This window comes from Duganella caerulea (assembly GCF_040362985.1).
GTDB lineage: Bacteria > Pseudomonadota > Gammaproteobacteria > Burkholderiales > Burkholderiaceae_D > Rugamonas > Rugamonas vulcania.
In genome coordinates this window covers 1-25,798 of sequence record NZ_BPWJ01000001.1, presented here as the reverse complement: position 1 = coordinate 25,798, position 25,798 = coordinate 1, and the positions used below count along the sequence as shown (strand labels likewise).

Sequence of the window (25,798 nt, the reverse complement as noted above, 5' to 3'; positions counted from 1 at the left end):
GTCACTGGCCTTCGGGCGGCTCCCACAGCTCGACCTTGTTGCCGTCCAGGTCGAGCACCCAGCCGAACTTGCCGTACTCGGAATCGTCGACCTTGTCCTCGACGCGGCAGTCCTCTTCGCGCAGCGCGGCCAGCAGGCCGTGCAGGTCGGCCACCCGGTAGTTGATCATGAAATTCGACGTGCTCGGCGCAAAATAGTCGGTGTCGGCCTTGAAGACGTTCCACGCGGTGGTGCCCTTGCCGCCCGGATTGTCCGGGCCGGACCAGTCGAACGCGGCACCGCCCCACGGTCCGATATCCACGCCGAGGTGGACTCGGTACCACTCGGACAGGGCCTTCGGGTCCGGTGACTTGAAGAACACACCGCCTATGCCGGTGACACGTTTCATGTAGGGCTCCTAAAGATGGGCAAACAGCGCGTCATGCGCGGTTATTGCCTCATCGATAATACCTTCATGCCGGCGGCCGATCAAGACTATTGGACCGATCCTTCCAGGCGGCTGCGCATCGCCGAGGTCAGCAGCACGCGGCGCGTGGTGTCGACCATCATCACCTCGTTCAGGCCGAGGCGGCGCGACATCGCTTCCCACCCCGCCGGTCCGGTGATGAACAGCGGCTTGGAGTTGCCGTCCGAGCGCAGGCCGACATCGCTGCCGCCCGAGGTGATGATGGTGACCGACGCCACCAGGTCGATCGGATAGCCGGTGCGTGGATCGATGATGTGCGGACGGCGCTTGCCATCCTTCATGAAGTAGCGCTCGTAGTCGCCGCTGGTGCCGATGGCTTCGTTGTCGTGCAGCGTCACCATGGCCAGCGTGCCGGTGCCGCGCGGATCGCGGATGCCGACCTGCCACGGACGATCGCCCGGCTGGCCGAGTGCCAGCACATTGCCGCCGATATTGACCAGCGCCGCCTGCACATGCTCGGCGCGCAGGATGGCGGCGGCGCGGTCCAGCGCATAGCCCTTGGCATAGCCGCCCAGGTCGATCATCACCGCCGGATTAACGCTGGAAATCGTGGTGCCATCGTAGCGCAGGTCGCTCAAGCTGGGCCGCGCGTCGACCCAGCGCCGCACCTCCTCCGCGCTCGGCGCGTGGGCGCAGATATCGCTGCTCTGGAATCCCCACAGCCGTATCAGATGGCCGATGGCCGGGTTGAACAACTGGTCCGAACTGGCCGACAGCTTGGTCGCCGACTTGAGCAGGCTGACCATCTCCTCGTCGCCCTGGAACGGCTCGCCGCGCTCGATGCTCGCGTTCAGGCCGGTGAGCATGCTCGGCTCCCACGCGTGCAGCTTGCGGTGAAGCCGGTCGAACTCCGACAGCACCTTGGCCGCCGCCGCGTCGGCGTGCTGGCGCGTGCCGCCGTAGATCGTCACTTCCACCGTGGTCCCGAACACATGGCCCTGGGTGACATGGCGCTGCTCCTGCCGCGCACAGCCCGCCACCAGCCACAACGCGGCCGCCAGCACGGCGGCGCGCCTGACAAAATTCCACAACATGCTGTTCTCCGATGACGGGGCGCCGTGGAAGGCGCCCCACCGGTTAGTTACTCTTTGCGATCATGTAGTCGACCACGGCCTTGACCTCGTCGTCCTTCAAGGCCGGATTGCCACCGCGCGGCGGCATCATCTTGAAGCCGTTGAGGGCGTTGGTGTACAGCGCAGGCTTGCCCTTGGCGACACGTGGTCCCCAGGCCGCTTTGTCGCCGAACTTGGGCGCGCCGAGCACGCCGGCGCCGTGGCAAGCCATGCAGGTCGCCTTGTAGATCTTCTCGCCCTTGGCGCTGTCGGCTGCGGCCGGGGCTGCGGCGCTGGCGGCGGTGGCGGCGGCGCCGACCAGCAGCGCGGCGAAGAGTTGGATTGCTTTCATTTTTAAACCTCTTTGTTGCGGGTGGTTGAACCAGCGCGGCGTGCCGCGCTGACGTAAATCCCGGCCGACTCCGGCCGGATCGGGAGCGCCGTCAATGCGCCATGTCTGCATGCGCGGCGGCCGTGCGGGCCGCACTCAGCATCGATGCGCGGATATCGGCGAAGCGCAGCACCTGGCCGCCGTCGCGCTTGGCGAACGAGGCGGCGTCGGTCTGCCGGGCGAACGGTACGATGGTCGGACCCATCGAACCACGGGCGCGGCTGCCGACCACATACACCGCGTCGCGCGCGGCGATCCAGTTGCCTTGCGGGTGATGCCAGTCGGCCGCGCCCATGTCCTGCACGTACTGCGCGTTGGCGCTGCGATGCTGCTCCGGCGCCAGCATCGCGCCCAGCAGCTCCATCACATCGCAAAAATAGTCGGTCTTGCCATCGGCATAGCGGATCTGGCCCTTGGCGCCGGCATAGTCCTGCAACAGCATGCCATCCAGCGCGCAAGCGGTGTCCGCGCTCGGCTCCTGGGCCTGCGGCAAGGGGGCGATCTGGCCGCAACCCGCCAACGCGGCGGCAACCAGCCAGTAACGCCAGCGCGGGCGATAGGTAAGTTTCATCGGAATCTCCTGTGAGCAAAATAAAACGGCACGACAATCCAGCCCAGCATCACCGCCAGCAGCACCGCCGGCTGGGTCCAGGCCGGGGGCATGACGGTGGCCAGGCCATACATGCCCTGCGCCTGGTCCGAGCTGAACACGTTCAGCAGCCGGAACACATCGGCGGGGTTGAGCATCAGCAGCGCGGCGAAGGCGCCGCTGCTCAGGCCACCCTGGCTCAGGACCAGAGCGCCCATCAGCAGCAAGTCGAACACCAGAACAAAGAAGAACCACAAGGCCAGCGCGGCGCCGCTGGCGCGCACACGGTCGCGGGCGATCACGGACACCAGCACGGCGATGCTGAGGAAGGCCATGCCCATCAGCACAGCGCTGGCGACGAACAGTGCGTAGCGTTCGCCCTCGCCCACCGTCAACTCGGACGACAGCGGCAGCAGGCCGACGCCGAAGCCGAGCGCGGTGGCGGTGGTCAATGCGGCGGCCAGGCCGAGGTATTTGCCGCACAGGACCTCGAGCCGGCTGATCGGCATCGACAGCAGCAGCTCCAGCGCCCCGCGCTCGCGCTCGCCGACGATGGCGTCGTAGCCCAGCAGCAGCGCGATCAGCGGCACCAGGTAGATGACCAGGCTGGCCAGGCTGGCGATGGTGGCGTCGACGCCGTGGAAACCCACCTGCCCTTGCTGCACCGCGCCGAAATAGGCGATCGCCAGCGCGAACACGGCGAACACCACCGCCACCGCCAGCACCCAGCGGTTGCGCAGGCGGTCGCGCCATTCCTTGGCGGCGATGATCCACACCTGGCGCCATTCAATGGGAGCTGGCATACGCACCTCCATAACCGAGGAAGACCTGTTCCAGCGTGGGCTCGTGCAGCGCGATGTCGCGCGCGTGCGGCAGCAGCGCGGCCAGCACCGCCAGCTTGTCCGCGGCGGCGCAGCGCACGTCGAAGCGCGTGCCTTCGCGCTCGAGCGTCGGCGCGCCGGAAGCGTCGCCCGGCAGCGCGGCCAGGGCGGCCACGGCGGCCGTCTGGTCCGCTTCGGCCACGGTCGCCACCACGCCCAGCCGCAACGCCATGCCGCTGCGCAGCTGCGCCAGCGTGCCCTGGGCGGCGATGCGCCCGCCGTGCATGATCACCAGCCGGTCCACCCGGTCCTGGATCTCGGCCAGGATGTGCGAGGTGATGACGATGGTGGCGCCGCGCGCCCGTACCGCGCGCAGGATGGCGTAGAAATCGGCGATGCCTTGCGGATCGAGACCGTTGGTCGGCTCGTCCAGGAAGATCAGGTCCGGCTCGCCCAGCAGCGCTTGCGCCAGGCCCAGCCGTTGCCGCATGCCTTTCGAATAGCCGTGCACCGGACGGTCGGCGGCGCCGGCCAGGCCGACCTGTTCCAGCAGCGCCGGGCAGGCGGCGCGTGGCACCCGCTTCAGGTCGGCGAACAGCTGCAGCACTTCCCTGCCGCTGAGATTGTCGTAGGTGACGAAGTTTTCCGGCAGGTAGCCGATGCGGCGCCGCGCTTGGCGGAACGCCGGGGCGCTGGTGCGCTGGCCCAGCACGTGCAGCGTGCCGCTGCTGGGCGTGATCAGCCCCAGCATCAGCTTGAACAAGGTGCTCTTGCCGGCGCCGTTGTGGCCGATCAGGCCGAACATTTCGCCGCGCGCGATGTCGAGCGTTACTTCATGCAGCGCCGTCACCGCGCCGAAGCGCTGTCCGACGCCGGCCAGCGACACGGCGGCGCCGGCGGGTTCAACGTGGGTAGATGTCATGCCATTTTTTCCAATCAAGGGAGGCGGGCCGCATGCGCGGATGCTTGTCGACCACGCTCGGCGCCCGCAGCAGCGGGAACTGGCGCGCGACGAAACGCAGCGTCTGCAGCGCGGGGCTGGCGCTGAGCAGTTTCATCAGCGGGTACTGCCAGCCGAGGCGGTCGACCACGTCGTTGGCCTCGTACGGCAGGTCGCCGATGCCGTCGGCGTTCTGGTCCCAGCCGCCGTAGTTGCTCCAGTAGTTGCCGGCCGTGCGGCCCCATTGCACGTCCTGCGCGGCCACGAAGCGCACCTGCTCCTCGTTGCCGATGAAGTCGTTGTTGTCGACCTGGTTGTTGGACGAGCCGGCCGACAGGTGCACGCCGGTGCGGTTGTTGATCACCAGGTTGCGGCGCACGATGTTGTATTCGGCGTCGTAGATGAAGAAGCCGCGGTCGTTGCCGGCCACCACGTTGTCCTCGATGACCGAGTCCTGGATGGTGCGCAGCATGATGCCGTGGTCGGCGTTGCCCCAGGCGATGTTGTGGCGCACGATCAGGTCGCGCACCTCCATCAGCGCCAGGCCGGCACGGTTCTGGTAGACCTCGTTGCCTTCCCAGGTGCTGTGGTTGGTGTTCATGTAGTGCGTGCCGTAGCGCACGTGGTGGATGCGGTTGCCGCGGAAGAGCGCGTCGCGCGAGACGTCGACGTAGATGCCGTCGCGCGTGACGCTGATTTCGTTGCCGATCACCTGCGCGCCGCGCGTGTCGTACACCTGGATGCCGTTGCCGCGCGCGGCCGATTGCAGGTCGGCGCGGCCGGTCACCACGTTGCGCAGCAGTTGCGCGTCGTCCGAGCGTTCCAGCCAGATGCCGAACAGGTTGGCGGTCAGCTGGCAGTCGGCGATGGTCACGTGGTGGCTGCCCGGCAGCACGTAGATGCCGGCGTTCTGCGCGGTGAGGTCGATGCCGCTGTCGCGCACCACCAACCCGGCCAGCGTGACGCCGGGCGCGCTGACGCGGATCACGTCGGCGCTGCCTGCGCCGCTGATGACGGGGTGGCCCTCGCCCTGCAGCGTCAACGGCTTGTCGATGCGCAGGTGCTCGACGTAGCGGCCCGCTTCCACGCGCACCGTGTCGCCCGGCTTGGCCTGGGCGATGGCCGCGGCGATCGACTCGCCGGCGCGCACCCGCAGCACCGCCGCGTCCGCGCCGGCGCACAGCGCCAGGCTGGCCGCCAGCAACAGCGCAGCCGCCAGCGCAAACGCGGGCTTGGGCCTGGGCCTGCCTCCGCCGTTCACGGCTGCTCCTTGGCGGAGGCCGAAACATCGCGCAAGCTGCCGCGCAGGCTTTCCAGCGAGACGAAATAACCGTCCGCGCCGATCCGGGTCAGCGCCTGGCCCTTGGCCGTGCGCTGCTTGCGTTCCTTGACCAGCGGCGGGCAGGCATGGTCGTCGTAGTACATCACCATGCAGTCGAGGCACAACATGCATTCGGTCTGGTCGATGCGGCCCTTCGAGTCGATCGCGTGCGAGCCGCAGCCGGCGGCGCAGGCGTGGCAGGTCTCGCATTCGGACTTGCGCTTGAGGCCGAACATCCGCAGGCGGCTAGGCAATGCAAGCCCTGCGCCCAGCGGGCACAGGTACTTGCAATACGGACGCTCGCTGAACATCGACACGCCGACGATGCCGCCGATGAAGATCCAGAACGGCCATGTGCGGTTCCACACGCCGACCAGGAAGGTGGTCTTGAACGGTTCGATCTCGGCCAGCCGCTCGGCCGCTTCCATCGACCACAGCGATACACCCAGCAAGACAAAGAAGATCACGTACTTGACCCACTTGAGGCGATCATGCAGGCGCTTGGGCAGCAGCCCTTGCCAGCGCTTGAGCCCGATCACGCTGCCCAGCTTGAGCGCCAGGTGTTGCAGCGAACCGAACGGGCACAGCCAGCCGCAGAACAGGCCGCGTCCCCAGATCAGCACGGTGATGATCATGAACCACCAGAACAGGAAGATGAACGGGTCCGACAGGAACAGCTCCCACTTCCACTGGTGCAGCAGCGAATGCACCCAGGTCATCACCTGCGTCACGCTGGGTTGCGCCTTCAGGTAGAAGCCGACAAAGCCGACGCTGAAGATCCACAGCACCAGGCGCGGCCGGCTGATCCACGGCTTGTGGCGGCGGGTGGAGGCGCGCACCAGGCGGTCGCGCATCGCGTACAGCACGGCGGTGACGGCTAGCAGCGCAATGAACAGCACGATCTGCGGCACGCGGCCGAGCCAGATCGCTTGCCAGGCGGGACGCGCCACCACGACCTCTGGATGGCCGCCTTCAAGATAACGCGCGGGCAGCCAGTACTGCTGGTCGAAGCGGGCGAAGGTCTTGACGCCGGCCGCGTCGCGCTTGTTGGCCAGCACGCCGAGCGTCCAAGGCCAGGCCGGGTTGAAGCCGGACGAGCGCACGATGAAGATCGCCGATTCGGTGAACGCCGGCACGTCGGCCGGTTGCAGGTGGTACAGGTTCAGGTAGTCGGTGTCGCGGAAGGTGAAGGTCTGCGCCTCCTGGCGCACCTGGATGCGGTCGTAGATGCCGCCGCGCACGAAGCCCGAACCTTTGAACGAGGTCTGGCCTTCGCCGATGATGAAGATGGCGTGCTCGTCCGGCCCCAGGCTCTGCATCAGGCGCTTGTAGGCGCCCTCGCCCAGCAGGCTGTTGCCGATGGTTGGGGTGTTCAGGTAGCCGAAATACAGGTCCAGGTACGGGCCGGCGGCGGGATCGACGCCCACCTCGGCAGCCGGAATCAGCAGGTGCGTGACGGCGCCCTCGTCCGCCAGCTTGCGCCAGTTCAGGCGCTCGTCGATGGGCGTGAAACGCGCCGGCGGCCGCGCGGCGGTGGTGAAGATGCCGACCTGGCGGCCGATCTCGTAGGCGCTGCGCGAGATCACCTGATTCTCGGCGATCGCGGTGACGGTGGCGCCGCTGATGGCGTCCAGGCCCGCGCTGCCGTCGCCGCCACGGCCGATTTCCAGCTTGGCGTCGCCACGGCGGCCCACATACTGATGGATGAAATCGAGCAGCGCGGATTCGGGGATGCCGGCCAGCAGGATAGGCTCCGAATGCTTGAGCACGCGCACGCCGGTGATGATGCCGTGCACGTCCATGCCGATCAGCGTGACCACGGGCTTGCCGGAGTAGGCGGGAATATCGACCACGTCGGTCGACAGGAAGACATAGCCGATCAGCTGTTCAGCGCTGCCGGGCTTGGTGCGGAAGGCTTGCACATACTGGGGCGAGCCCATGCGTTGCGAGAAGCGCGTGGCTTCTGGCATCACATCGGCGCAGGCCACGTTGGCGCACAGGTCGGGGCCGTGCATCAGGCCTTGCGACAGTTCGGCGTCGTAGACCGCCGCGCCGGCGGGCGCGCCGCACAGCAAGGCGACAAACAACGCCAGCAGGATACGAATAAGGGAGGTAGTGGATCTCATAGTCTCAGGAGGCCGCGCCACGCGCAACAGCGCGCGGCGCGGCAACACTCACCGCCGTCAGGCTTCTACCAGGAAGCGGCTGCGCATTTCCAGGTGCAGCGCGTGGCAGAAGTGCGTGCAGTACAGCCAGAAGGCGCCGGCATGGTCGGCCTTGAACGTCACCGACTTCGTCTCCTGCGGATTGACGATGAAGTTGATGTTGTAGGTCGGCAGCGCGCAGCCGTGCGTCAAGTCTTCCACCTTGTCGTGGTTGGTCAGGGTCAGCGTGACTTCGTCGCCCTTCTTCACCTTGATGATCGGCATGCTGTACGCCGGCGCTTGCGACATCAGGCGCACATGGACCTTGTTGCCATGGCGTTCGATGCCGGCGTTCTCCGGTTTGACCGCGTTCGGGAAGTCGTCCATGTTGTAGATCTGGCGCGTCTTGACGATGTCGCGGCGCACGATGATGCCGTCATGCGGTTCCGAGTAAGCCGTGTGATCGGCCACCAGGTGCATCTTGCTGCCGCTGATGTCGATCAGCTGTTCCGTTTCAGGATGCAGCGGGCCGACCGGCAGGAAGCGGTCCTTGGAGAACTTGTTGCCCGAGTTGAGGTATTTGCCGTCGGCTTCCTTGGTCTCGCCCATCGACGAGTAGTTGTGGCCGGGCTGGTAGTGCACGTCCATCTTCTCGATGATGACCTTGGCCGTCTTGTCGCCCTTGAATTGCGCGATGGCGGCGTCGACGTTCCACTTGACGCACTGGCTGTCCAGGAACAGCGAGGTGTAGGCGTTACCCTTGCCGTCGAAGGCGGTGTGCAATGGGCCCAGGCCGATTTCCGGTTCCGCCACGACGGCGTCGCGTGGTTCCTTGAGCTCGCCGTTGAACCAGGCCAGCACGCGCTTCAGTTCGATCACGGTGGCCGTTGGCGACAGTTTGCCCGAGCAGACGAAGTACTTGCCGTCCGGGCTGGCATTGACGCCGTGCGGGTTCTTGCCGACCGGGACGTAGCAGGTCACGGCGGTTTTCGGATCGCTGTTGGCGGCTTTGCGGCCGTCAACGACCGGCACTTTCGAGCCGCCGATGGTGGTGAACTTGCCGGCCTTGACCAGGGCTTCAATACGCTCGACGTTGAAAAACACGCAGGCGTCGCGCTCGGCCGACATCATGCCGTTCAGGTCGGCGGCGTTCTCGGTGTTGTACTGGTTGGAGGCGGCCAGCTTGCCGTCGTAGCTGGTGGCGACCAGGTCGTTGTTGCCATCGATGCGGCACTGCCACTTCAGTTCCATGGTCTCGGCGTTGACGCAGCTGAACAGCGTACCCCATTTGGTCGGATCGTCGAGGTCGCGGCCGTCGTTGGGCAGCGGGACGTGGAATTCGCCGCCGCAGAACACGCGCGTGGTGTAGTTGATCTTGGTGTCGACCGGATCGCACTTGTCGGTGAACAGGCCGTGGAAGCCCATCACGTTCGGCAGTTCGACGATCTTGTCGCACTCCATCGTGTCCATGCGGATGCGCGCCAGGCGCGAGTGGATCTTGTCGTTGACGAACAGCCAGCGTCCGTCGTAGGTGCCGTCCTTGTAGCTGCCGTGCACGTGGTGGGTGTCGCCGGTGGTGTATTTCAGCGAACCGTCGGCCTTGGTGCCCATGATCGCCTTCGACTCATTGGTCACGCCCCAGCCGACCATGCAGTCGGTGTTGAAGACCGGAATGCGCTTGAGCGTGCGGCCCGATGGCAGGCCCAGCACGCGCGCCTCGCCGCCATGGCCGGCGCTGATGAATGCGTAGTATTCGTCCAGCTGGCCGGGGGCGATTTCCTTGCTCGCGCCTTCCTTCTGCGGAGCGGCCGCGCCGCCCTTGGCCGCGCCGGCCTCTTCCTTGCAGGCCACCAGGCCGAGCGTCACGCCCGCCAGGCCCAGCGCCGCGCTCTTGCTCAGGAACCCCCTGCGTCCACGTTGCTCGGCACCGTTATCGACGCCGTTTTCCTTGCTATCCATCTGTTCTCCAATCTATGCAGTTGTCATTGATCAACAGTGCATATTGTCGGGGTAACACCACGGATTAAAGAATGATGTGGATCATGGGATTTCGTACTGGCTCACTCTAGCGGCATCGCTATTTCGCTTCGGCGAACAGCATCGCGGCGCGCTGGACCGCCGTCGCGATCTGTTCCGCAACCGCCGGGTCCGGCACGGCGCGGGCCAGGGTCACGCCGCCGGCCAGCAGCGACAGCAGCACCCAGGCCTGCGCGGTGCGCTCGCTGTCGCTGCCCGCCGGCAGGCCCGCCGCGATAGACTCCATCACGCCTTGCAGTTCGGCTTGATAAGCTTCGCGAATGGCAGGGTCCGACCGTTCGATTTCGGCCGACAGGCTCGGCAAGGTGCAGGCGTCAGCCAGGGTACAGGTGCGCTTGGGGCCCATGTAGAACGCCACGAACGCGGCTATCCAGTGCTTGCCCTGCTCCGCGCGCACCGCCTCGACTCCGGCCCGCAGCGACTGCAAACCGGACACGACCGCCGCCTTGAACGCCTCCGCCTTGGAGCTGAAGTGCCCGTAGAACCCGCCGTGCGTGACGCCGGCCTCGCGCGCCAGGCCGTCGACGCCGATGCCGCCGTAGCCGTGGCTCCTGAAGCCCCGCCCGGCCGCGTCGACGATCCGCGCGCGGCTCTCTTCCTTGTGTCCCTGCGTATATCGAACCATCTCAAATCCTTTATATGACGACCGCAACATAATAATTGACAGTGTTACGATCGTAATGTAATCTGAAGTTGCTTTTCAACTAACCCCTGGAGAATACTGATCATGCCACTACTCAGAATCACCCACCAGCGCGGCGCCATCACCGAAGCACAAAAAGCCCAACTGGCCGAGGAACTGACCTCCGCCATCCTGATCGCCGAAGTGGGAGCCGATACGCCCGCCGGCCGCTCGCTGGCTTACGTGGTGTTTGACGAGGTCGATCCCAAGACCTCCTGGTACGTCGGCGGCAAGCCCGACACGAGTCCGCCCAAAGGCGGCCGCTTCCTGTTCGATGTCGTCTTTCCGGTGGGCGCCTGCACCCAGGCGGATAAGACTGCCCTGCACGAAACCATCAATCGGATTATAGCGAACACCCTGGATGTGGATGGCAGCTTCCCGAACCGCGCCAGCGACTGGGTAATTGTGCACGAGGTGCCGAACGGCAGTTGGGGCGCGAGCGGCCAGACCATCGGCATCCGCGAAATCAACCACGTGGTGGGTGGCGCGCCGGAACGATCGGAATACTTCGAAAGCCTGCTGGCGGCGCAGGCGCGTGTGCGCGAGGCCCATGGATTCCCGTCCGAGGAACGCCGCGGGCAAGCGCAGCCCGAGGCGGCGTGATGAGACTTGCCAACTACCTCTTCTTCACCACGACCTGCGAGCAGGCGCTGGAGTTTTACACCCGCTGCGGCCTTGGCCAGGTGACCGAGGTGCTGCGCTTCGGCGTCAACGGCATGCCTGTGCCCAACGAAGCCATGCGCAACAAGATCATGCACGCGCAGTTCGAGGGGCCTGGCGTGCTGTTCTACGCGTCCGACAACGATGACGCGGAGCCGATGCGCGGCTCCGCGCACATCCTGCAGATGGATGACCGCGAACAGACCGGGCAGCTCTTCGCGCGCCTGGCGGAAGGCGGCACGGTCACCACGCCGCTGGCGATGCAGGTCTGGGGCGATTACTACGGCAAGCTGACCGACCAGTTCGGGGTTCAATGGATGTTGAACTGTCCGGTTTAAGCGCGCTCAATCAATCGCAAAGGCCAGCTTGCCTTCGGCGTCGCACCGCTGGGCGCTTTGCGCGCCCTCCTCAAACGCCGAGCACAGGCGATTCCCCTGCGGGTCTTCCAGCTGTGGGTGGATGCGCAGCAGATAGGTGCCGGGGCGCCAGTTCCGCGCCGGCGTGAACCGCCATTCCCGCTCGCCCGCCGCGAGCGTGGCGGCGCCCGGCACCCGCAGCCCGTCCGGCCCCTGCACGGCAATCTGGTCCCTGGCGGCGCCATCCAGCGCGGCAGGCACGATGACGCGCAACGGTCCCCGGCCGCCACGCCTGGCCGTTTGCACCGTCCATTGCTGCGGATTGATGCGCTGGCGCAGCGGCGCCATCACCATCCAACGCTGCTCCAGTGGCCGCCCGAGCTGCGGATCGTCGATGCGCAGTGTCACCGACTCGCCGCTGCGCAAGGCCGGACCCAGCGCGACATTGGGCCCGACTCCGCGCTTGATGCGGCCAGGATGCAGCAGCAGCGTGGCCTCCGTGCCGCTGCGGTCGGCCAGCGGCAGGTCGAGGAAGGCGTCGCGGATGGGCGCGCCGGCGCTGTCGAGCAACGTGACGTGGGCCATGTCCAGCGGCGCCGTCAACGGCTGGTCGAAGTGCAGCTCGATGCGCAGCAGGTTCTCGGCCACCTCCGGTCCCGACGGCGTCACGCTGGCGCCGGCCAGGGCCAGCCCTGGCACAAGCGCCAGCCAAGCCGCGCTAGCGGGCCAGTTCAGGATAGCCCTCGATGGTGCGCGCATATTTATGGAAGTCGCGGAATTTATCGCCGTCCGGATAGCGGTAATCCGGGAAGTCGTACTCGTTGACGAAGTCGCTCAGGCGCAGGTAGCCACCCTTGGGTATCGACACCAGCTGCATCTCGCCACCCGCCTCCGAGCGTCGCAAGGCCAGCAGCAATTGCGGATTCAGATTATCGATCCGCATCACGGCCGACAAGGGAGCCATGACCGCCTTGACGCCGAGATAGGGCTTGGCCGGCCATTCGATCGGCGTATTCAAGCCCGGCGCGGCGGCTGCGCCCGCAAGATCGGCGGCGCTCAGCAGGTCGGCCGAGCGGCTCGAATTGACCAGCAAGGCATACTCCGCATCGCCCACCTTGAAGCTCACCAGCCCATTGGGCGCGCTGCCCCAGCCCAGTTCCCCCACCGTCCGGGCCGCGATATGCGCGCCGTCCTTCAAATCCTTGAGCGGGATGGTCACCAGCGGCGTGCAGGTGTAGGCCGCCACCAGTGTCGGCTCGCCGCCAAGGGTCATCACCGTCATGCTGCGGATGGGTGCGCGGGTTTCGATCTGGTTGTGCACCGGATGGTACATCTCCACCGTGGTGGCGCTGGCCTTGCCGCTGAACGGATAGTCGTACACCCGCAAGGTCGAGGCGAAGCTGCGGTTCGACAGACCGGCCACGTACAGTTTGTTCTGGTAGTAGCGCATGTCGGTCACGGTCAGCGTCTGTTGCGGCAGGTCGCGCCAGAAAGTGACGTCGGCCGTCGGCGCATCGGTGATCGCGGCCGAGCCGGAAGCCTTGGCCAGGTCCAGCCGCCGGACCTTGCCCGCCGCGTCGATGCTGACGATGGCCGGCTTGCCCTGGCCGTGGGCGCCGCGCACGGTCAGCGCCACATAGGCCAGTTCGCTGTCCGGCTGCACGGCCAGGTCCTCGAAGCGCAGCGCGGCCGGCGCCACGCCGAGCGCTTTCGCTATCGGCGCCTGGACGTCCATCAGATTGAACGGCTTGCCGGCCGGGGCTGCGGGCGCGGGCACTTGCAGCGCAAAGATGCGTGCGCCCTTCCAGTCGGCGACAAACAGCGTCTGCGCGTCACCGAAACTGAGCTTGCCGGCCGACTGGATGGCCGGCGCCGCGTGGACGGCTCCGGCCGCGAAGAGTAGACTCAACAACAAGCGGCATTGGATGTTCATGGCGATACCTTCCTTTCACTTGATGGCAAAAATGCAGTATAGGCATGGGATATCTTGCCGGTCGCTCCGCCATAAGTTGGTGTGCAGTTCGCCCTATCGTGTATTGAACCTTCCTCAGTTTTCCCAGTAACCGCGCCGCACGGCGATCGTCACCGCGTGTGTGCGGTCACGCGCATCGAGCTTCTGCAGGATGGCTTTCATGTGGGCCTTGATGGTGTCCTCGCTCAGGCCCAGCTGGTCGGCCACGCGCTGGTTCGAATTGCCCTCCCCCACCAGGCGCAACACTTCGATCTCGCGCTTGCTCAACGCGTCGAGCTGGAAGCTGTTCGCCAAGCTGGCCGCGACCGGCGGCGGCAACAGCCGCCGGCCGGCGTGCACGGAGAGGATGTAGTCGCTGAGCACGGTGCGGGCCAGGTTCTTCAGCACGTAGCCGGTCGCGCCGGCCTTCAGTCCGCGCGCCACCTGCACGTCGCCGCCGTACGTGGTCAGGATGATGATGCGGGCCTCGGGGTCGATGCGGCGAATCGCGCTGGTGGCCTCGATGCCGTTCAGTCCGGGCATCTGCAGATCCATCAGCGTGACGTCCGGGCGCCAACGTTGATACTGTTCGACGGCGCTGTCGCCGTCCTCCGCCTCGGCCACCACCGCGAAGCGCGGATTGGACGACAGCACCGCGGCGACCCCGCTGCGCATCAAGGGATGATCGTCTGCGATCATGACGCTGATCTGGCCATTCTCCATGACTATGCTCCTTTAACTGTCGCGCGAACGTACCACCTGCGGCGGCGGCGCGCATCACACTATCGGGTATATGCCAGCGCCGCCGGAACGTCCAATTGCCACGCGGTGCCGCTGCCTTCGCGGCTGCGCACCGCCAGGCTGGCGCCGATCCCGGCCGCGCGCTCGTACATCCCGCGCATGCCCCAATGGTTGCGGCGGCCGCCGTCACTGAGCACGTCGGCGGGGATGCCGGCGCCGTTGTCGCTCAGGATACAGCGGAATGCCCGCCTGCCGTAGTGCAGTTGAACTTCTATCCTGCAAGCGCCGGCGTGCTTGCAGGCGTTCGCCAGCGCCTCGGTGAGGATCGCCAGCGCCTCGTCGTAGATGGTCGCGTCGAGCCGGCGGACGGTGCCGGAAACCACCAGGCGAACCGGCTCGGCATCGCCAGGCCGCAGGCGCGCCGCCGCCGCCAGCAACGCGTCCGCGAAACTCAGCTTGGCGGCGTCTTCGCCGCGCAGGTCGCGGATCCGTTCGCGTCCCTCGTCGAGCACCTCGTCGGCTTGCCGCAGCGCGGTTTCGATCTGCAAGCGGGCCACGTCCCGCGCCGGCAATTTCATCAGCGCGGCATGCACATGCAACACCAGCGCCTGCACCGATTGCAGCAGCGTGTCGTGCAACTCCCTGGCGATCCGCTCGCGCTCGTTGATGCGCTCCTGCAGGCGGACAGCCATCTGCCGGCCCAGGCGCGCGATGCGCCAGCGATACACGAGGTAGGCGGCCGACAGCAGGCCGACCGCACACAGCGCCTTGAACCACCAGGTCTGCGTGGCAAGCGGGGCGATCGAAAATTCCACCGTGGTGACCGCGTCCGACCACTTGCCGTTGTAGTCGGTCGCGGCGACACTGAAGTGGTAATCGCCGGGCGCGAGGTTGCTGTAGTAGGCGCTGCGGCGCGCGCCCGCCTCCTGCCACGCCGTATCGACCTCCTGCAGGCGGTAGCGGAAGCGAAGGCGCTCCGGGATCGCCAGCGCGGGCACGGTGTAATCGACCTGCAGCGCGGAGCGGCCCGGCGCAAAGCGCACAGGCTGGCGCAGCACCTGGCTGGCGCCCGGCGGCCCCAGCGTCTTGATGATCACGGGGAGCTTGGGCGCGGGCGGCAACGGCTCGGCGGGATTCAGCAGGAACACGCCGGTGGAGCGCGCTACCCACAGGCGCGCGTCGGACGCCAGCACCAGCGACGGCGTGGGGTTGAGGTAGGGAGCACTGCCCTCCAGGCCGTCCAGCTGGTCCAGCCGCTCGTATCGCACACGGTAATCGCGCTGCTGCTCGAACTTGGCCACCTCGGCGCCCGGGACGCGGAACAGGCCGGAAAAGGCGTTCAGCCAGAGATCGCCGTTGGCCAGTTCGACGATGCCGGAGATGCCGTCGAAGGTCTCGCCGTCGACGCCGGTGAGGCGGTTGAACTGGTCCTCCCCCAACAGGGCCAGGCCCTTCTCGCCGCCCGCCCAGACATGCCGGCCATGCAGATGCAGCGCCATCACTGTTCCCAGCATCAGGCCGTCGGCCGGGCCGTAGCGACGCCACGTGGCGCCTTGCGCGTGGACCAGCAGGCCGGGATGGTAGCCGATCCAGAGGCCGGCGGCATCCGAGCGGGCCATCACATTGACTTCGCCCTCGTCGCCGATCTTTTGCCACTGTCCCTGCGGGGCGCGCCGATACAAGCCGTGCTGGAACAGCGCCACCAGCACACTGTCGTCCCGGTCCGCCAGCAGCGCCTGCACCCTCACGCCGGTAGTCGCGACGGGCAGGTCCACCAGCCGGCTGTCCTTGCCCTGGATCCGCCGCAGGTTACCGTACCCGGCTCCCCAGATGGCGCCGTCGCTGGTGCGGGCCAGGCTGGTCAGGATGTTGTCCCAGACGCCACCGGTCTGCGTCCAGAGCGGCCTGGCGGTGACCTGGCCGCTCGCGCTGGCGGCGACATGATAGCTGCCGATCCATACGCCGCCGTCATCGGCGGCAAGCAGCGCGCCGCCGACGGCCGCTTCCGGAATATCCAGCCTGGTCGCGCGCCGGTGGCGAAACCGGTCGATCCCGCTCGAGGTCGAGGTCCAGATATCGCCCTCCTGGTCCTCGAAGATGGCGGCCACGGCGCGACCGCTCAAGCCCTGCCGAGGCGCCGCCAGCGCGGTTCCCCGCGCGGTGCGGTATTCGAGCGCTTCCAGCTGTCCCACCCAGAGATCGCCGTGGCGATCGATCAGCAGGCTGCCAGGATCGCCCAGTTCGCCCCATTGCCGGTACACCGTATTCGGGCGAGCGCCGGTCAGCTGATGGAGCCGGCCATGCAGCGCATCCCAGCTCACCACATTACCATCGGGGAGCTCGAACAGCACGCCGGTCCCGCTGTCCACGGCAGCCTTGGCGAAGCGCGTCTCGCCCCGCTTGAGCGAAAACACGCCGGCATCGCCCTGCGCCCACAGCACGCCGTGCCGGTCGCGCATCAGCGTTTTGTAGCGGCCATCCGCCAAGCTCCATGAACCGGCCGGCTTCTGCCAGCGGTCGCGCTCCAGGTAGAACATGCCCTGCGAGGTGGCCGCCCACATACGTCCGCCGCCATCCTGCTCCAAGCCCCAGACGGCACGGTCGGGCAAGCCGTCCTGCACACCGTAATTGCGTGTCTGCCCTTGCCGTATAAAACTGGCGCCGCCGGTGCGATAGCCTACCCACAGTCCGCCGCCCGGCACCGCGTTCACCAGGCTGACGTTTTTGGTCGGCAAAGCCGCGTTGGCCGGCGCGAACTGCTCGAATTGCATGCCGTCGTAGCGATACAGTCCGCCCGGCCCGCCCAGCCACAGCCAGCCGTCGCTAGTCTGCGTTATCGACAGTATCTGTTCCGGCGCGCCGTCGCGCGCGCTCCAGCTGGTGTGATGCAAGTTGATGGCGGGCGGCGAAGCGCCGTTCGCGCGACAGACCGCCGGCCAGGCGCCGCCGCAAAGCAGCACGCAGCAAGCCAGGATTGCGCGGCAATAGCCAGGTAATTGCGTGATGATCATGCCGATAAATTACTAGTTATGGTTTCGCAACTTTTAATGTTGAGGATTGTATAGAAGATATCTACCCGATAGGGTGTATGTCTGCGCACCACGTCCAGATATTCTCTTTGCATCAACCCATCCCCCATTCGCAAGGAGAATCGACATGGACTTACAGCTCAACGGCAAGCTGGCGCTGGTCAGCGGCAGCACGGCCGGCATCGGCTACGCGATCGCCTCCACGCTGGCCCGGGAAGGCGCCAGCGTGATCGTCAACGGCAGGACGCAGGCCAGCGTCGACGAGGCCGTGGAGCGCATGCGCGCGGAGACGCACGGCACGGTCCTCGGCTATGCGGCGGATCTCGGCCAGGCCGACGCGGCCAAGGAAGTGGTCCGGAGGCATCCGGGCATCGGCATCCTGGTCAACAACCTCGGCATCTTCGAGCCCAAGGCGTTCGAGGATATTCCTGACGAGGACTGGCTGCGCTTTTTCGACGTCAACGTCCTGAGCGGCGTGCGCCTCGCGCGCCTGGTGCTGCCCGAGATGAAGCGGGTGAACTGGGGCCGCATCATCTTCATCTCCAGCGAGAGCGCGGTGCAGATTCCCACCGAGATGATCCACTACGGCATGACCAAGACCGCGCAGCTCGCCGTATCGCGCGGCCTGGCGGAAGCGGTCGCCGGCACGGGGATCACGGTCAACAGCGTGCTGCCGGGCCCGACCACATCGCGCGGCGTCGGCGACTTCGTCGCGGACATGGCGCGCGCCAGCGACAAGAGCTTCGAACAGATCGAGGCGGAGTTCTTCGACCACGTGCGCCCGACTTCGCTGATCAAGCGCTTCGGCACGCCGCAGGAGGTGGCCTCGCTGGTGGCCTACGTGGCCAGCCCGCTCGCGTCGGCCACCACCGGCGCGGCGCTGCGCGTCGACGGCGGCGTCATCAAGAGCGCCTTCTGATGAAGGCCATACAGATTCCATCGATTCAACCACAGGAGAACACCATGTCAGGGAATATCACCAAGTTGCTGCAGATTGGCTTGCTGCTGTTTTGCGCGGCCGTCGGACCGGCGCGCGCGGAAGCCCCCAAGAGTAATTTTGTCGAGGCGAACGGCGTGCGCCTGCACTACCTGAGCGCGGGGAAAGGCGATCCCATCATCCTGATGCACGGCTATACGGAATCGAGCCACATGTGGCTGCCGCTGATGGCCCAGCTGTCGAAAGACCACTTGGTGATCGCGCCGGACCTGCGCGGCTTCGGCCAGTCCGGGCTGCCCGCCGGCCCCTACACCAAGTCCGTGATGGCCCAGGATGTGCACGCCTTGGCGACCGGTCTGGGCATCAAGTCGGCCAAGATCGTCGGGCACGATATCGGCTTGATGGTGGCTTACGCCTATGCGGCCCAGTATCCGAAGGAAGTCAGCAAGATCGTGCTGATGGATGCCTTCCTGCCGGGCGTCGGCAACTGGAAGGACGTGTGGCTGCTGCGCGATTTGTGGCACTTCCATTTCTATGGCGAGACGCCGCTGGCGCTGGTCAAAGGCCGGGAGCGCACCTACTTCGAGCATTTCTGGAACGACTTTGCCGCCGATAAAACGAAATCCCTGAGCGAGGCCGACCGCAAGTTCTACACCGCCGAATACGCGCAACCCGGCCACATGCGCGCGGGCTTCGAGGTGTTCAAGGCCTTCGCCCAGGATGCCGTCGATTTCGAGGGCTACATGAAAACGCCGCTGACGATGCCGATGCTGGTGCTCACCGGCGAAAAAGCCTCGGGCGAATTCCTGATCCAGCAGGCTCGCCTGGTCGACACCCATGTGGAAGGCGTCGTCATCAAGAACAGCGGCCATTGGCTGATGGAGGAAGCGACCGCGGAAGTGGTGCCGAAGCTGGTGCAGTTCCTGAAGTGACCCTGCGGGACGCATCAAATAAAAAGGCCTGTGAGTGCGTCTCACAGGCCTTTTTTTTCAACCGAAAATTTGTGCACACTGCCAGCCAAAAGGGGGGGCTTCCCGGCCGCCTGAGCCTCCTACATGGCAGCGTGTACGAACTGAGCAGGATGCGTGGGAATTCCTACCAGGTATTACTCCTTCGGAAGTTGGGCGTTCAATGAGATCATCTCGAGGCAGTCCATCGTTACCGTCTGCACTCTTGCTGCCGGATCCCAGGTCTTCGATTCGTAGGTGCGATACTCCGGGCTTGGAGACGTCGGCCCCGGTGTTCCCGGGGGCTGGTAAAACGTAGGCGGCAATACGGGGGCAACACTTGTGTTGCCGACAAACTGAGCTACGGTTTCACTGGAAATACAAGGGACTTCAGAAAATCGCCATAAGATGAAGCCACCGCGCGGCACACCGCTTGTGGTAGAGCTAACCGTAACCGATTGCAGACCGGCGGCGTCGGCGCCAACGTCTTCAGGCGAGTAACTGCATTGCCTCAATGAGCCATATTCCGCGCAGTCTGACAGTAGTAATTTCCGGGAGGTGTGTTGCTGTATGTGCTCCAGCGTAATCTCGCGCGGATGGGCTGCATAGTAGACCGCCATCTTCAGCGCGTCCTCAGGCAAGAATCCGTCGTGGTCTTTCTCACCGCCATACACGGCCCCGTGGATCTCCTACCGTTTCCAAGTTACATTCGCTTACTCCGGATACAGCTTCCATACGTCCCATTCGCTCGTTCAGCCGTTATATGTTTATCAGCGCGACGCCAGCGCCATACCGGAGAATGAAAATGGAAACTACTGCTACCTCGAATCGCATCCATCCACTGATGGCCGCCGCCGCGGTTTCGCTAACTTTGGTCAGCCTGGTCGGGGCCGCCGCGATCGCAGGGCTTCTGCCTAACTCTCATGGTGCGGCCGCGACAATTCCTGCAGCGGAAATGACGAATAACGGTAACGCCCCGGTTGCACAGCAGTCCACGCCAGAGCCCGTCGTACGCGAGGTTGTTCGATATGAAACGGTCATCCGCCACGAACATCCTCATCGCAGCCCAGCCGCCTATGATGGCGACCGCACCCAGCTGGCCCAAACTGAGCAAGCCCGGGACTACCGACCAGCACCGGCCTATCAGCAACAGCCTGCTCCGGTCGCGCAAAACAGCCCGCTTGGCATCGGTATTGGCGCCTTGGTCGGCGGCCTCGTAGGCAGTCATGTCGGTGGCGGCAACGGCCGCACGCTGGCAGCCATCGCAGGCGCTATTGGTGGTGGGTATGTCGGCAACGAAATCGCTAAACAAAACCAATCCGTTGGCCACTAATGACATTGACTCGACTTTAAAAAGAACGTGAGGAGCATCACCAGCCCATATAAGAAAACTTCACTTACTCTCCCAAAATACGCCGGCCTCCAGTCCGAAAAAAAATCGCGAAAATTTTTCACAACAAACCTAAGAAGCGAGGATATTGAAAATGACTAAGAAATTGATTTATGCGGCGGCCGTCACCATCGCCTTGAGCGGTTGCACAACCGTCGTCAAAGAGCGTGTAGTGGTACATGATCAGCCCACAATCGTTCGCCAGGTTCCAGCACCTATCCAAGAAGTGATTCCCCCGCCGCCTGCATCTGGATATGCCTGGATTCAAGGCCATTGGGCTTGGCACGACCACGGCTGGCAGTGGCAACCGGGACATTGGTATCAGGGTTCAGCCCGCCAAATGCCAGCTATCATCGTTGAACAAATCACTGTTGCACCAAGCCCTGCCCACTATTGGGTTCCTGGGCACTGGCGTTGGCATCACAACGAGTGGGAATGGTCACGAGGCCACTGGGAGCGATAAGTTAGCCGGCCCGCCTCGGGTGTCACGCGAGGCGGCAGACCGGATCGGGGCGCTGCCTTCAGTCGGTTTCGGCACGATCGCTAAAATATGGAAACGCCAGCGGCAGCAGCAGCAAGGTGAAGAACGTCGCCGAGACGATGCCGCCGACGATCACCACCGCGAATGGCCGCTGGGTCTCCGAGCCGATCCCATGCGACAACGCCGCCGGCAACAAGCCCAGGCCCGCCATCAAGGCAGTCATCAGGATGGGCCGCAGGCGCGCCAGCGCGCCCTGCACCGCGCTCTCGGCCAGCGACGCGTTGCCGCGCGCGATCTCGATGATCTGCTCGACCATGATCACGCCGTTCTGCACCGAGATGCCGGCCACCGCGATAAAGCCCACCGCCGCCGACACCGAGAAATGCAGGCCGGCCAGCGCCAGGCCGCCAATGCCGCCGATCAGCGCGAACGGCACGATGGCCAGCACCAGCATCGCCCGCCGCACCGAACGGAACGCCCAGAACAGCAGCGAGAAGATCAGCAGCACGGTGATCGGCACGATCACCGCCAGCCGCTTAACGGCGCGCTGCTGGTTTTCAAACTGTCCGCCCCAGCTCAAGGTATAACCCGGCGGCAGGCTCACCTGCTGCGCCACCAGCTGCTGCGCCTCGGCCACAAAACTGCCCTGGTCGCGGCCCAGCAGGTTGGCCTTGACCGAGGCGTTGCGCGAACCGCCCTCCCGGCTGATGCGCGCCGCGCCCTGGCGCAAGCCGATGCGCGCGACCGAACCGAGCGGCACGGTGCCGGCGCCGCCCGGCAAGGGCACCGGCAGCGCCGCGATGTCATCCACCGCCGCGCGGTATTCCGGCTTGAGGCCGACAACGATGTCGAAGCGGCGGTCACCCTCAAAGAAGGTGTTGACGGCGTTGCCCGCCAGTGCGGCCTGCAGCGCGGTGTTCACGTCGGCGATGTTGATGCCGAGCCGGGCGATGCGCTCGCGGTCGATCACCACGTCCAGCTCGCTCTGGCCGCCGATGCGCACAGCCGCCACGTCGGCCGCGCCGGGAATGCGGCTGAGGATGGCCGCCACCTGCTCGCTCTTCTGCGTCAGCACCTCCAGGTCGGGGCCGGCGATCTTGACGGCGATCTCACCCTTGACGCCGGACAGCGCCTCCTCCACGTTGTCCTCGATCACCTGCGAGAAGTTGGTCGGCACGCCCGGCAGCCGGCGGATGTGCGCGGAAATGTCGGCGATCAGGCTGTCCTTGTCGGCGAAGCGCCATTGCGAGCGCGGCCGCAGGTCGGCCAGGATCTCCATGTTGTTCGGCCCTTTCGGATCGGTGCCGTCGTCCGGCCGGCCCACATGCGAGATCACGTCGCCCACCTCCGGATAGCTGCGCAGGATGGCGCGCACCTGGCGCTCGACCTGCTCGGTCTTCTCCAGCGCGGCCGAGGTCGGCAGGCTGATGGTCAGCCAGATATTGCCCTCGTCCAGCTTGGGCAGGAACTCGCTGCCCAGCAGCGGCGCCAGCGCCAGCGTGGCCACAAGCAGCGTGCCTGAGCCCGCCATCACCCAGCCCTGGTGGCGCTGGGCCGCCGTCAGCGCCCGGCGGTACAGCTCGGTGGCGCGCTGCATCCAGGCGCTGTGGCGCTCCTCCATCGGATGGCGGCGGATGGTCCAGGCCAGCAGCGTGGGCACCAGCGTCATGGTCAGCACGATCGCGCCCAGCATGGCGAAGCTGAGCGTGAACGCCACCGGCGAGAAGATCTTGCCCTCGACCCGCTGGAAGGTGTAGATCGGGATGAAGGCGACAATAATGATGGCCTTGGCGAACAGGATGGGATGGCCCAGCTCCACCACGGTTTGCTTGAGCGTACGCTTGCGCCAGGCGGCCGGCGCCAGGCCGCTGGCCGCCTGCTGGTCATGCAGCGCCAGGCGCACCATCAGCGCCTCCACCAGCACCACCGCACTGTCGATGATGATGCCGAAGTCCACCGCGCCAAGCGAAATCAGGTTGGCCGGAATGCCGCGCGCGTCCAGCATGATGAAGGCGCACAGCAGCGACAGCGGGATCACGGTGGCGACGATCAGCGCCGCCCGCCAGTTGCCGAGGAAGACGATCAGGATGGCGATCACCAGCGCCGCGCCGACCAGCAGGTTTTCGCCGACGGTGCGCACGGTGTGGTTGATCAGCTCGGTGCGGTCGTAGATCATCTTGAGCCGCACGCCTTTCGGCAGCGACTGGTTGATGCGCTCGACCTCCAGCTTGAGCTCGCCGACCACCTTGGCGGCGTTGCTGCCCTTGCTCATCTGGACGATGCCCTCGACCACGTTGTCGTTGCCGTTGTAGGCCACCACGCCGGAGCGCGGCTGCGACCCGGTCTGCACCGTGCCCAGATCCGACACCAGCACGGTCTTGCCGCCGCGCGCGCTGACGATGATGCGGCCGATGTCGTCCAGGCTGGCGACAATGCCGATGCCGCGCACGCTCAAGCCCTCGTCGCCGCGCCGCACCGTGCCGCCGCCGACGTTGGCGCTGTTGGCCGCCAGCGCCGCGCTGACCTGGTCGATCGTCACGCCGTAGCGCCGCAACGCGGCCGGCTCGACTAGCACCTGGTACTGCTTGACGGTGCCGCCGAAGCTGACCACGTCGGCCACGCCGGAGACGATGCGCAGCTTGGGGCGGATCACCCAGTCCTGCAGCGCGCGCACCTCGTTCATCGGCATGCCGGGCGGGGCCTCGACGATGTAGCGGTAGATCTCGCCGACCGCCGTGGTCAGCGGCGCCAGCGACGGCTGCACGCCCGGCGGCAGACTGACGTTGCCCAGTTTTTCCAGCACCTGCTGGCGGGCGAAGTAATCGTCGGTGCCGTCGGCGAAGGTCAGCGTGACCACCGACAGCGCGCCGATGGTCACCGACCGCAGCTGCGTCTGCTGCGGCACGCCGCTCATCTCGCGCTCGATCGGCAGGGTGACGGCGCGCTCGACCTCCTCCGGCGCCTGGCCCGGATACTGGGTCACGATCTGCACCTGCACGTCCTGGACGTCGGGGAAGGCCTCGATCGGCAGGTTGCTGAACGCGCGGTAGCCAAAGCCCAGCAGGGCCAGCGTCAGGATCAGCACGAACACGCGCTGCTTGAGGGCGAAGTCGATCAGCTTAGCGAGCATGGTCGCCGGCCTCCGCGTTGAGCAGGAAGGCGCCCTCGGTCACCACCCGTTCGCCGGCGCGCAGGCCGCTGTCGATGTAGCTGTCCTGGTGGCCGCGCAGCGCCACGTGCACGCGGCGCTTGGCGAAGGTGTTGGCGCTGGTTTCGACGAACACCGATTCATACATGCCCTCCATGAACAGGCTGGTGTTCGGCAGCGGCACGGCGCTGGCGCCGCGGCGGTCGGTCTCGAAGCTCACGCGCGCGAACATCTCCGGCTTGAGCGCGAGGTCGGCGTTGTCCACCGCGCAGCGCACCTGGATGCGGCGCGTGGCCGGGTCCAGCGTCAGGCCGACCCGCTGCACCACGGCGGCGAAGCGGCGGCCGGGATAGGCATCGGTCTCCAGGTCAACCGCCTGCCCCGCGTGCACCGCGGCGGCGCTGCGCTCGGGCAGGTCGACCAGCAGCCACAGGCGGTGCAGATCGGTCACCACGAACAGCGGCGCCGCCAGGTCCGGGCGCACCTCCAGGCCAGGATTGATCTGGCGTTCGGCGATCACGCCGGCCACCGGGCTGCGCAGGCTGAAGCTGCCTTCGGCGCCGCCGCCGTCGGCGTGCAGGTTGCGCAAGCGGGCGGCGGCGCGCAGGGTTTCCGCGCGGGCTTGCTGGAAGTCGGCGTCGGCCGCCTCCTCGTCCTTGCGCGGCAATACGCCGGCCTGCAGCAGGTCGCGCGCGCGTTCGAGCGCCAGGCGCTTGCGCTGCTCGTCGGCGCGCGCCTTGGCCCAGTCCGCTTGCGCCGTGCCCAGGTCGGGCGCGTCGATCACAGCCAGCACGGCGCCGGCGCGCACCGGTTCGCCCAGCTCGCCATGCAGCGCGGTGACGCGGCCGGCGATGGGTGAGCTGATGCGGGCGGTCAGGTTGTCGTCGTAGGCCAGGCGGCCGTTGACGGGTTCCGACACCGGCAGCGGCGCCAAGGCGGCCACGCCGATCTTCAGCGCCGACAGCTGCGGCGCGCCGGCGTCGAAACGCACCAGGCCGGATGGCGCCGGCGCCGGCGCGGCCGGCGCCGGCCGTTCTTGCGAGGCGTAGACAAAATGCAGGGAGGCGGCCAGCGCGCCGCCCAGCAACAGTGCGGCAACCAGCTTGCGCAGGGTCAGGTGGATCGTCATGGCAAAGCACTTTCAGTCAGGGCGGCGCGCCAGGCCGCCAGGGATTTGGCGTAATCGTTGCGGGCGGCCAGCGCGTCGAGCTGGGCCGCGCGTTCGCTGCGGCGCACGTCGAGCACATCCATGATGCCCATCGCGCCGCGGTTGAACGCGTATTCGGCGGCGGCGGCGGACTGGCGCGCGGCAGGCAGCAGTTCGTCCTCGCTGCGGCGCAGCCGCAGCCACGCGCCGCGCGCCTGTTCGGCGCCCAGCAGCAGCTCCGCGCGCGCCTGGCGCCTGGCCTTCTCGAGATTTTCGCCGGCGATGTCCAGCGCCACCTCGGCCGCGCGGATCTCGCCCTGGTAGGCGTAGCGCCACTGCAGCGGAATCTGCAGCGCGACACCGTAGCTGTTGCCGCTGCCCTGGGGATTGGCGGCGCTGGCCGGATAGTGTTCGAACTGGACGCCGACCGTGACGTCGCTGCTGCGCTGGGCCAGCGCCAGCTTGCGCGCCGCGCGCGCGGCCTCCAGCCGGTCTTGCGCGGCCTGGACGTCGGGGCGGCGCGCCAGCGCGGCGTCGTCCGGCGGCGCGGCGTCCGGCGCGGTCAGCG

Annotated in this window: 23 protein-coding genes; 6 read left to right on the top strand and 17 right to left on the bottom strand. The window is 66.4% G+C overall.

The window, feature by feature from the left end:
* Position 1 precedes the first annotated feature (1 nt).
* The 10 genes from ACUJB0_RS00115 to ACUJB0_RS00070 form a co-directional block, all read right to left on the bottom strand.
* A complete protein-coding gene (locus ACUJB0_RS00115) occupies positions 2 to 388 on the bottom strand; it encodes a VOC family protein (protein ID WP_444843410.1) in 387 nt (128 codons plus the stop codon).
* Between the two features lie 86 nt (positions 389 to 474).
* On the bottom strand, positions 475 to 1,500 hold the full coding sequence (locus tag ACUJB0_RS00110) for an FAD:protein FMN transferase (RefSeq protein WP_444843409.1): 1,026 nt from the start codon (positions 1,498 to 1,500) through the stop codon (positions 475 to 477).
* A 43-nt stretch (positions 1,501 to 1,543) separates the two neighbouring features.
* Complete coding sequence (locus tag ACUJB0_RS00105) at positions 1,544 to 1,870, bottom strand: c-type cytochrome (RefSeq protein WP_444843408.1); 327 nt, start codon at positions 1,868 to 1,870, stop codon at positions 1,544 to 1,546.
* Positions 1,871 to 1,961: 91 nt separating this feature from the next.
* The gene (locus ACUJB0_RS00100; RefSeq protein WP_444843407.1) at positions 1,962 to 2,480 is read right to left on the bottom strand and encodes a nitrous oxide reductase accessory protein NosL; all 519 of its coding nucleotides are present in this window, start codon (positions 2,478 to 2,480) and stop codon (positions 1,962 to 1,964) included.
* On the bottom strand, positions 2,477 to 3,301 hold the full coding sequence (locus ACUJB0_RS00095) for an ABC transporter permease subunit (RefSeq protein ID WP_444843406.1): 825 nt from the start codon (positions 3,299 to 3,301) through the stop codon (positions 2,477 to 2,479). The genes ACUJB0_RS00100 and ACUJB0_RS00095 overlap by 4 nt, the downstream gene beginning before the upstream one ends.
* A complete protein-coding gene (locus tag ACUJB0_RS00090) occupies positions 3,285 to 4,241 on the bottom strand; it encodes an ABC transporter ATP-binding protein (protein ID WP_444843405.1) in 957 nt (318 codons plus the stop codon). The genes ACUJB0_RS00095 and ACUJB0_RS00090 overlap by 17 nt, the downstream gene beginning before the upstream one ends.
* Positions 4,222 to 5,520 carry a nitrous oxide reductase family maturation protein NosD gene (locus ACUJB0_RS00085; protein ID WP_444843404.1) on the bottom strand — a complete coding sequence of 433 codons (1,299 nt, stop codon included), beginning with the start codon at positions 5,518 to 5,520 and terminating at the stop codon, positions 4,222 to 4,224. The genes ACUJB0_RS00090 and ACUJB0_RS00085 overlap by 20 nt, the downstream gene beginning before the upstream one ends.
* Positions 5,517 to 7,706, bottom strand: a complete 2,190-nt coding sequence (locus ACUJB0_RS00080) for a 4Fe-4S binding protein (RefSeq protein WP_444843403.1) — start codon at positions 7,704 to 7,706, stop codon at positions 5,517 to 5,519. The genes ACUJB0_RS00085 and ACUJB0_RS00080 overlap by 4 nt, the downstream gene beginning before the upstream one ends.
* Before the next feature lie 57 nt (positions 7,707 to 7,763).
* A complete protein-coding gene (nosZ, locus tag ACUJB0_RS00075) occupies positions 7,764 to 9,683 on the bottom strand; it encodes a TAT-dependent nitrous-oxide reductase (protein ID WP_444843402.1) in 1,920 nt (639 codons plus the stop codon).
* 118 nt (positions 9,684 to 9,801) lie between these two features.
* The gene (locus ACUJB0_RS00070; protein ID WP_444843401.1) at positions 9,802 to 10,416 is read right to left on the bottom strand and encodes a TetR/AcrR family transcriptional regulator; all 615 of its coding nucleotides are present in this window, start codon (positions 10,414 to 10,416) and stop codon (positions 9,802 to 9,804) included.
* 72 nt (positions 10,417 to 10,488) lie between these two features.
* On the opposite strand from ACUJB0_RS00070, the gene ACUJB0_RS00065 reads away from it, so the two are divergent.
* On the top strand, positions 10,489 to 11,046 hold the full coding sequence (locus tag ACUJB0_RS00065; RefSeq protein ID WP_444843400.1) for a tautomerase family protein: 558 nt from the start codon (positions 10,489 to 10,491) through the stop codon (positions 11,044 to 11,046).
* Complete coding sequence (locus tag ACUJB0_RS00060; RefSeq protein WP_444843399.1) at positions 11,046 to 11,441, top strand: VOC family protein; 396 nt, start codon at positions 11,046 to 11,048, stop codon at positions 11,439 to 11,441. Before ACUJB0_RS00065 ends, ACUJB0_RS00060 begins: the two co-directional genes overlap by 1 nt.
* A 6-nt stretch (positions 11,442 to 11,447) precedes the next feature.
* Here the strand turns inward: ACUJB0_RS00060 and ACUJB0_RS00055 are convergent, their stop codons facing one another.
* The 4 genes from ACUJB0_RS00055 to ACUJB0_RS00040 all read right to left on the bottom strand — a co-directional run bounded on the left by ACUJB0_RS00055 (position 11,448) and on the right by ACUJB0_RS00040 (position 17,162).
* Positions 11,448 to 12,158: a hypothetical protein gene (locus ACUJB0_RS00055; protein ID WP_444843398.1), complete on the bottom strand. Its 711-nt coding sequence runs from the start codon at positions 12,156 to 12,158 to the stop codon at positions 11,448 to 11,450.
* 19 nt (positions 12,159 to 12,177) lie between these two features.
* Complete coding sequence (locus ACUJB0_RS00050) at positions 12,178 to 13,392, bottom strand: hypothetical protein (RefSeq protein ID WP_444843397.1); 1,215 nt, start codon at positions 13,390 to 13,392, stop codon at positions 12,178 to 12,180.
* Positions 13,393 to 13,506: 114 nt separating this feature from the next.
* Positions 13,507 to 14,133: a response regulator transcription factor gene (locus ACUJB0_RS00045; RefSeq protein WP_444843396.1), complete on the bottom strand. Its 627-nt coding sequence runs from the start codon at positions 14,131 to 14,133 to the stop codon at positions 13,507 to 13,509.
* Between the two features lie 59 nt (positions 14,134 to 14,192).
* The gene (locus tag ACUJB0_RS00040; RefSeq protein ID WP_444843395.1) at positions 14,193 to 17,162 is read right to left on the bottom strand and encodes a sensor histidine kinase; all 2,970 of its coding nucleotides are present in this window, start codon (positions 17,160 to 17,162) and stop codon (positions 14,193 to 14,195) included.
* Positions 17,163 to 17,307: 145 nt separating this feature from the next.
* Between ACUJB0_RS00040 and ACUJB0_RS00035 the strand changes: the two genes are divergently transcribed.
* The 4 genes from ACUJB0_RS00035 to ACUJB0_RS00020 all read left to right on the top strand — a co-directional run bounded on the left by ACUJB0_RS00035 (position 17,308) and on the right by ACUJB0_RS00020 (position 20,917).
* Positions 17,308 to 18,099: an SDR family NAD(P)-dependent oxidoreductase gene (locus ACUJB0_RS00035; protein ID WP_444843394.1), complete on the top strand. Its 792-nt coding sequence runs from the start codon at positions 17,308 to 17,310 to the stop codon at positions 18,097 to 18,099.
* 44 nt (positions 18,100 to 18,143) lie between these two features.
* On the top strand, positions 18,144 to 19,049 hold the full coding sequence (locus tag ACUJB0_RS00030; protein WP_444843393.1) for an alpha/beta fold hydrolase: 906 nt from the start codon (positions 18,144 to 18,146) through the stop codon (positions 19,047 to 19,049).
* 820 nt (positions 19,050 to 19,869) lie between these two features.
* Entirely contained in the window at positions 19,870 to 20,397 is a 528-nt protein-coding gene (locus ACUJB0_RS00025) for a glycine zipper 2TM domain-containing protein (RefSeq protein ID WP_444843392.1), read from the top strand.
* A 151-nt stretch (positions 20,398 to 20,548) separates the two neighbouring features.
* The gene (locus ACUJB0_RS00020; protein ID WP_444843391.1) at positions 20,549 to 20,917 is read left to right on the top strand and encodes a YXWGXW repeat-containing protein; all 369 of its coding nucleotides are present in this window, start codon (positions 20,549 to 20,551) and stop codon (positions 20,915 to 20,917) included.
* Positions 20,918 to 20,975: 58 nt separating this feature from the next.
* Here the strand turns inward: ACUJB0_RS00020 and ACUJB0_RS00015 are convergent, their stop codons facing one another.
* The 3 genes from ACUJB0_RS00015 to ACUJB0_RS00005 form a co-directional block, all read right to left on the bottom strand.
* Complete coding sequence (locus ACUJB0_RS00015; protein ID WP_444843390.1) at positions 20,976 to 24,065, bottom strand: efflux RND transporter permease subunit; 3,090 nt, start codon at positions 24,063 to 24,065, stop codon at positions 20,976 to 20,978.
* Positions 24,055 to 25,212 carry an efflux RND transporter periplasmic adaptor subunit gene (locus ACUJB0_RS00010; RefSeq protein WP_444843389.1) on the bottom strand — a complete coding sequence of 386 codons (1,158 nt, stop codon included), beginning with the start codon at positions 25,210 to 25,212 and terminating at the stop codon, positions 24,055 to 24,057. The genes ACUJB0_RS00015 and ACUJB0_RS00010 overlap by 11 nt, the downstream gene beginning before the upstream one ends.
* A partial coding sequence (locus ACUJB0_RS00005) for a TolC family protein (RefSeq protein ID WP_444843388.1) occupies positions 25,209 to 25,798 on the bottom strand: 590 nt, incomplete at its 5' end. The genes ACUJB0_RS00005 and ACUJB0_RS00010, both read right to left, overlap by 4 nt.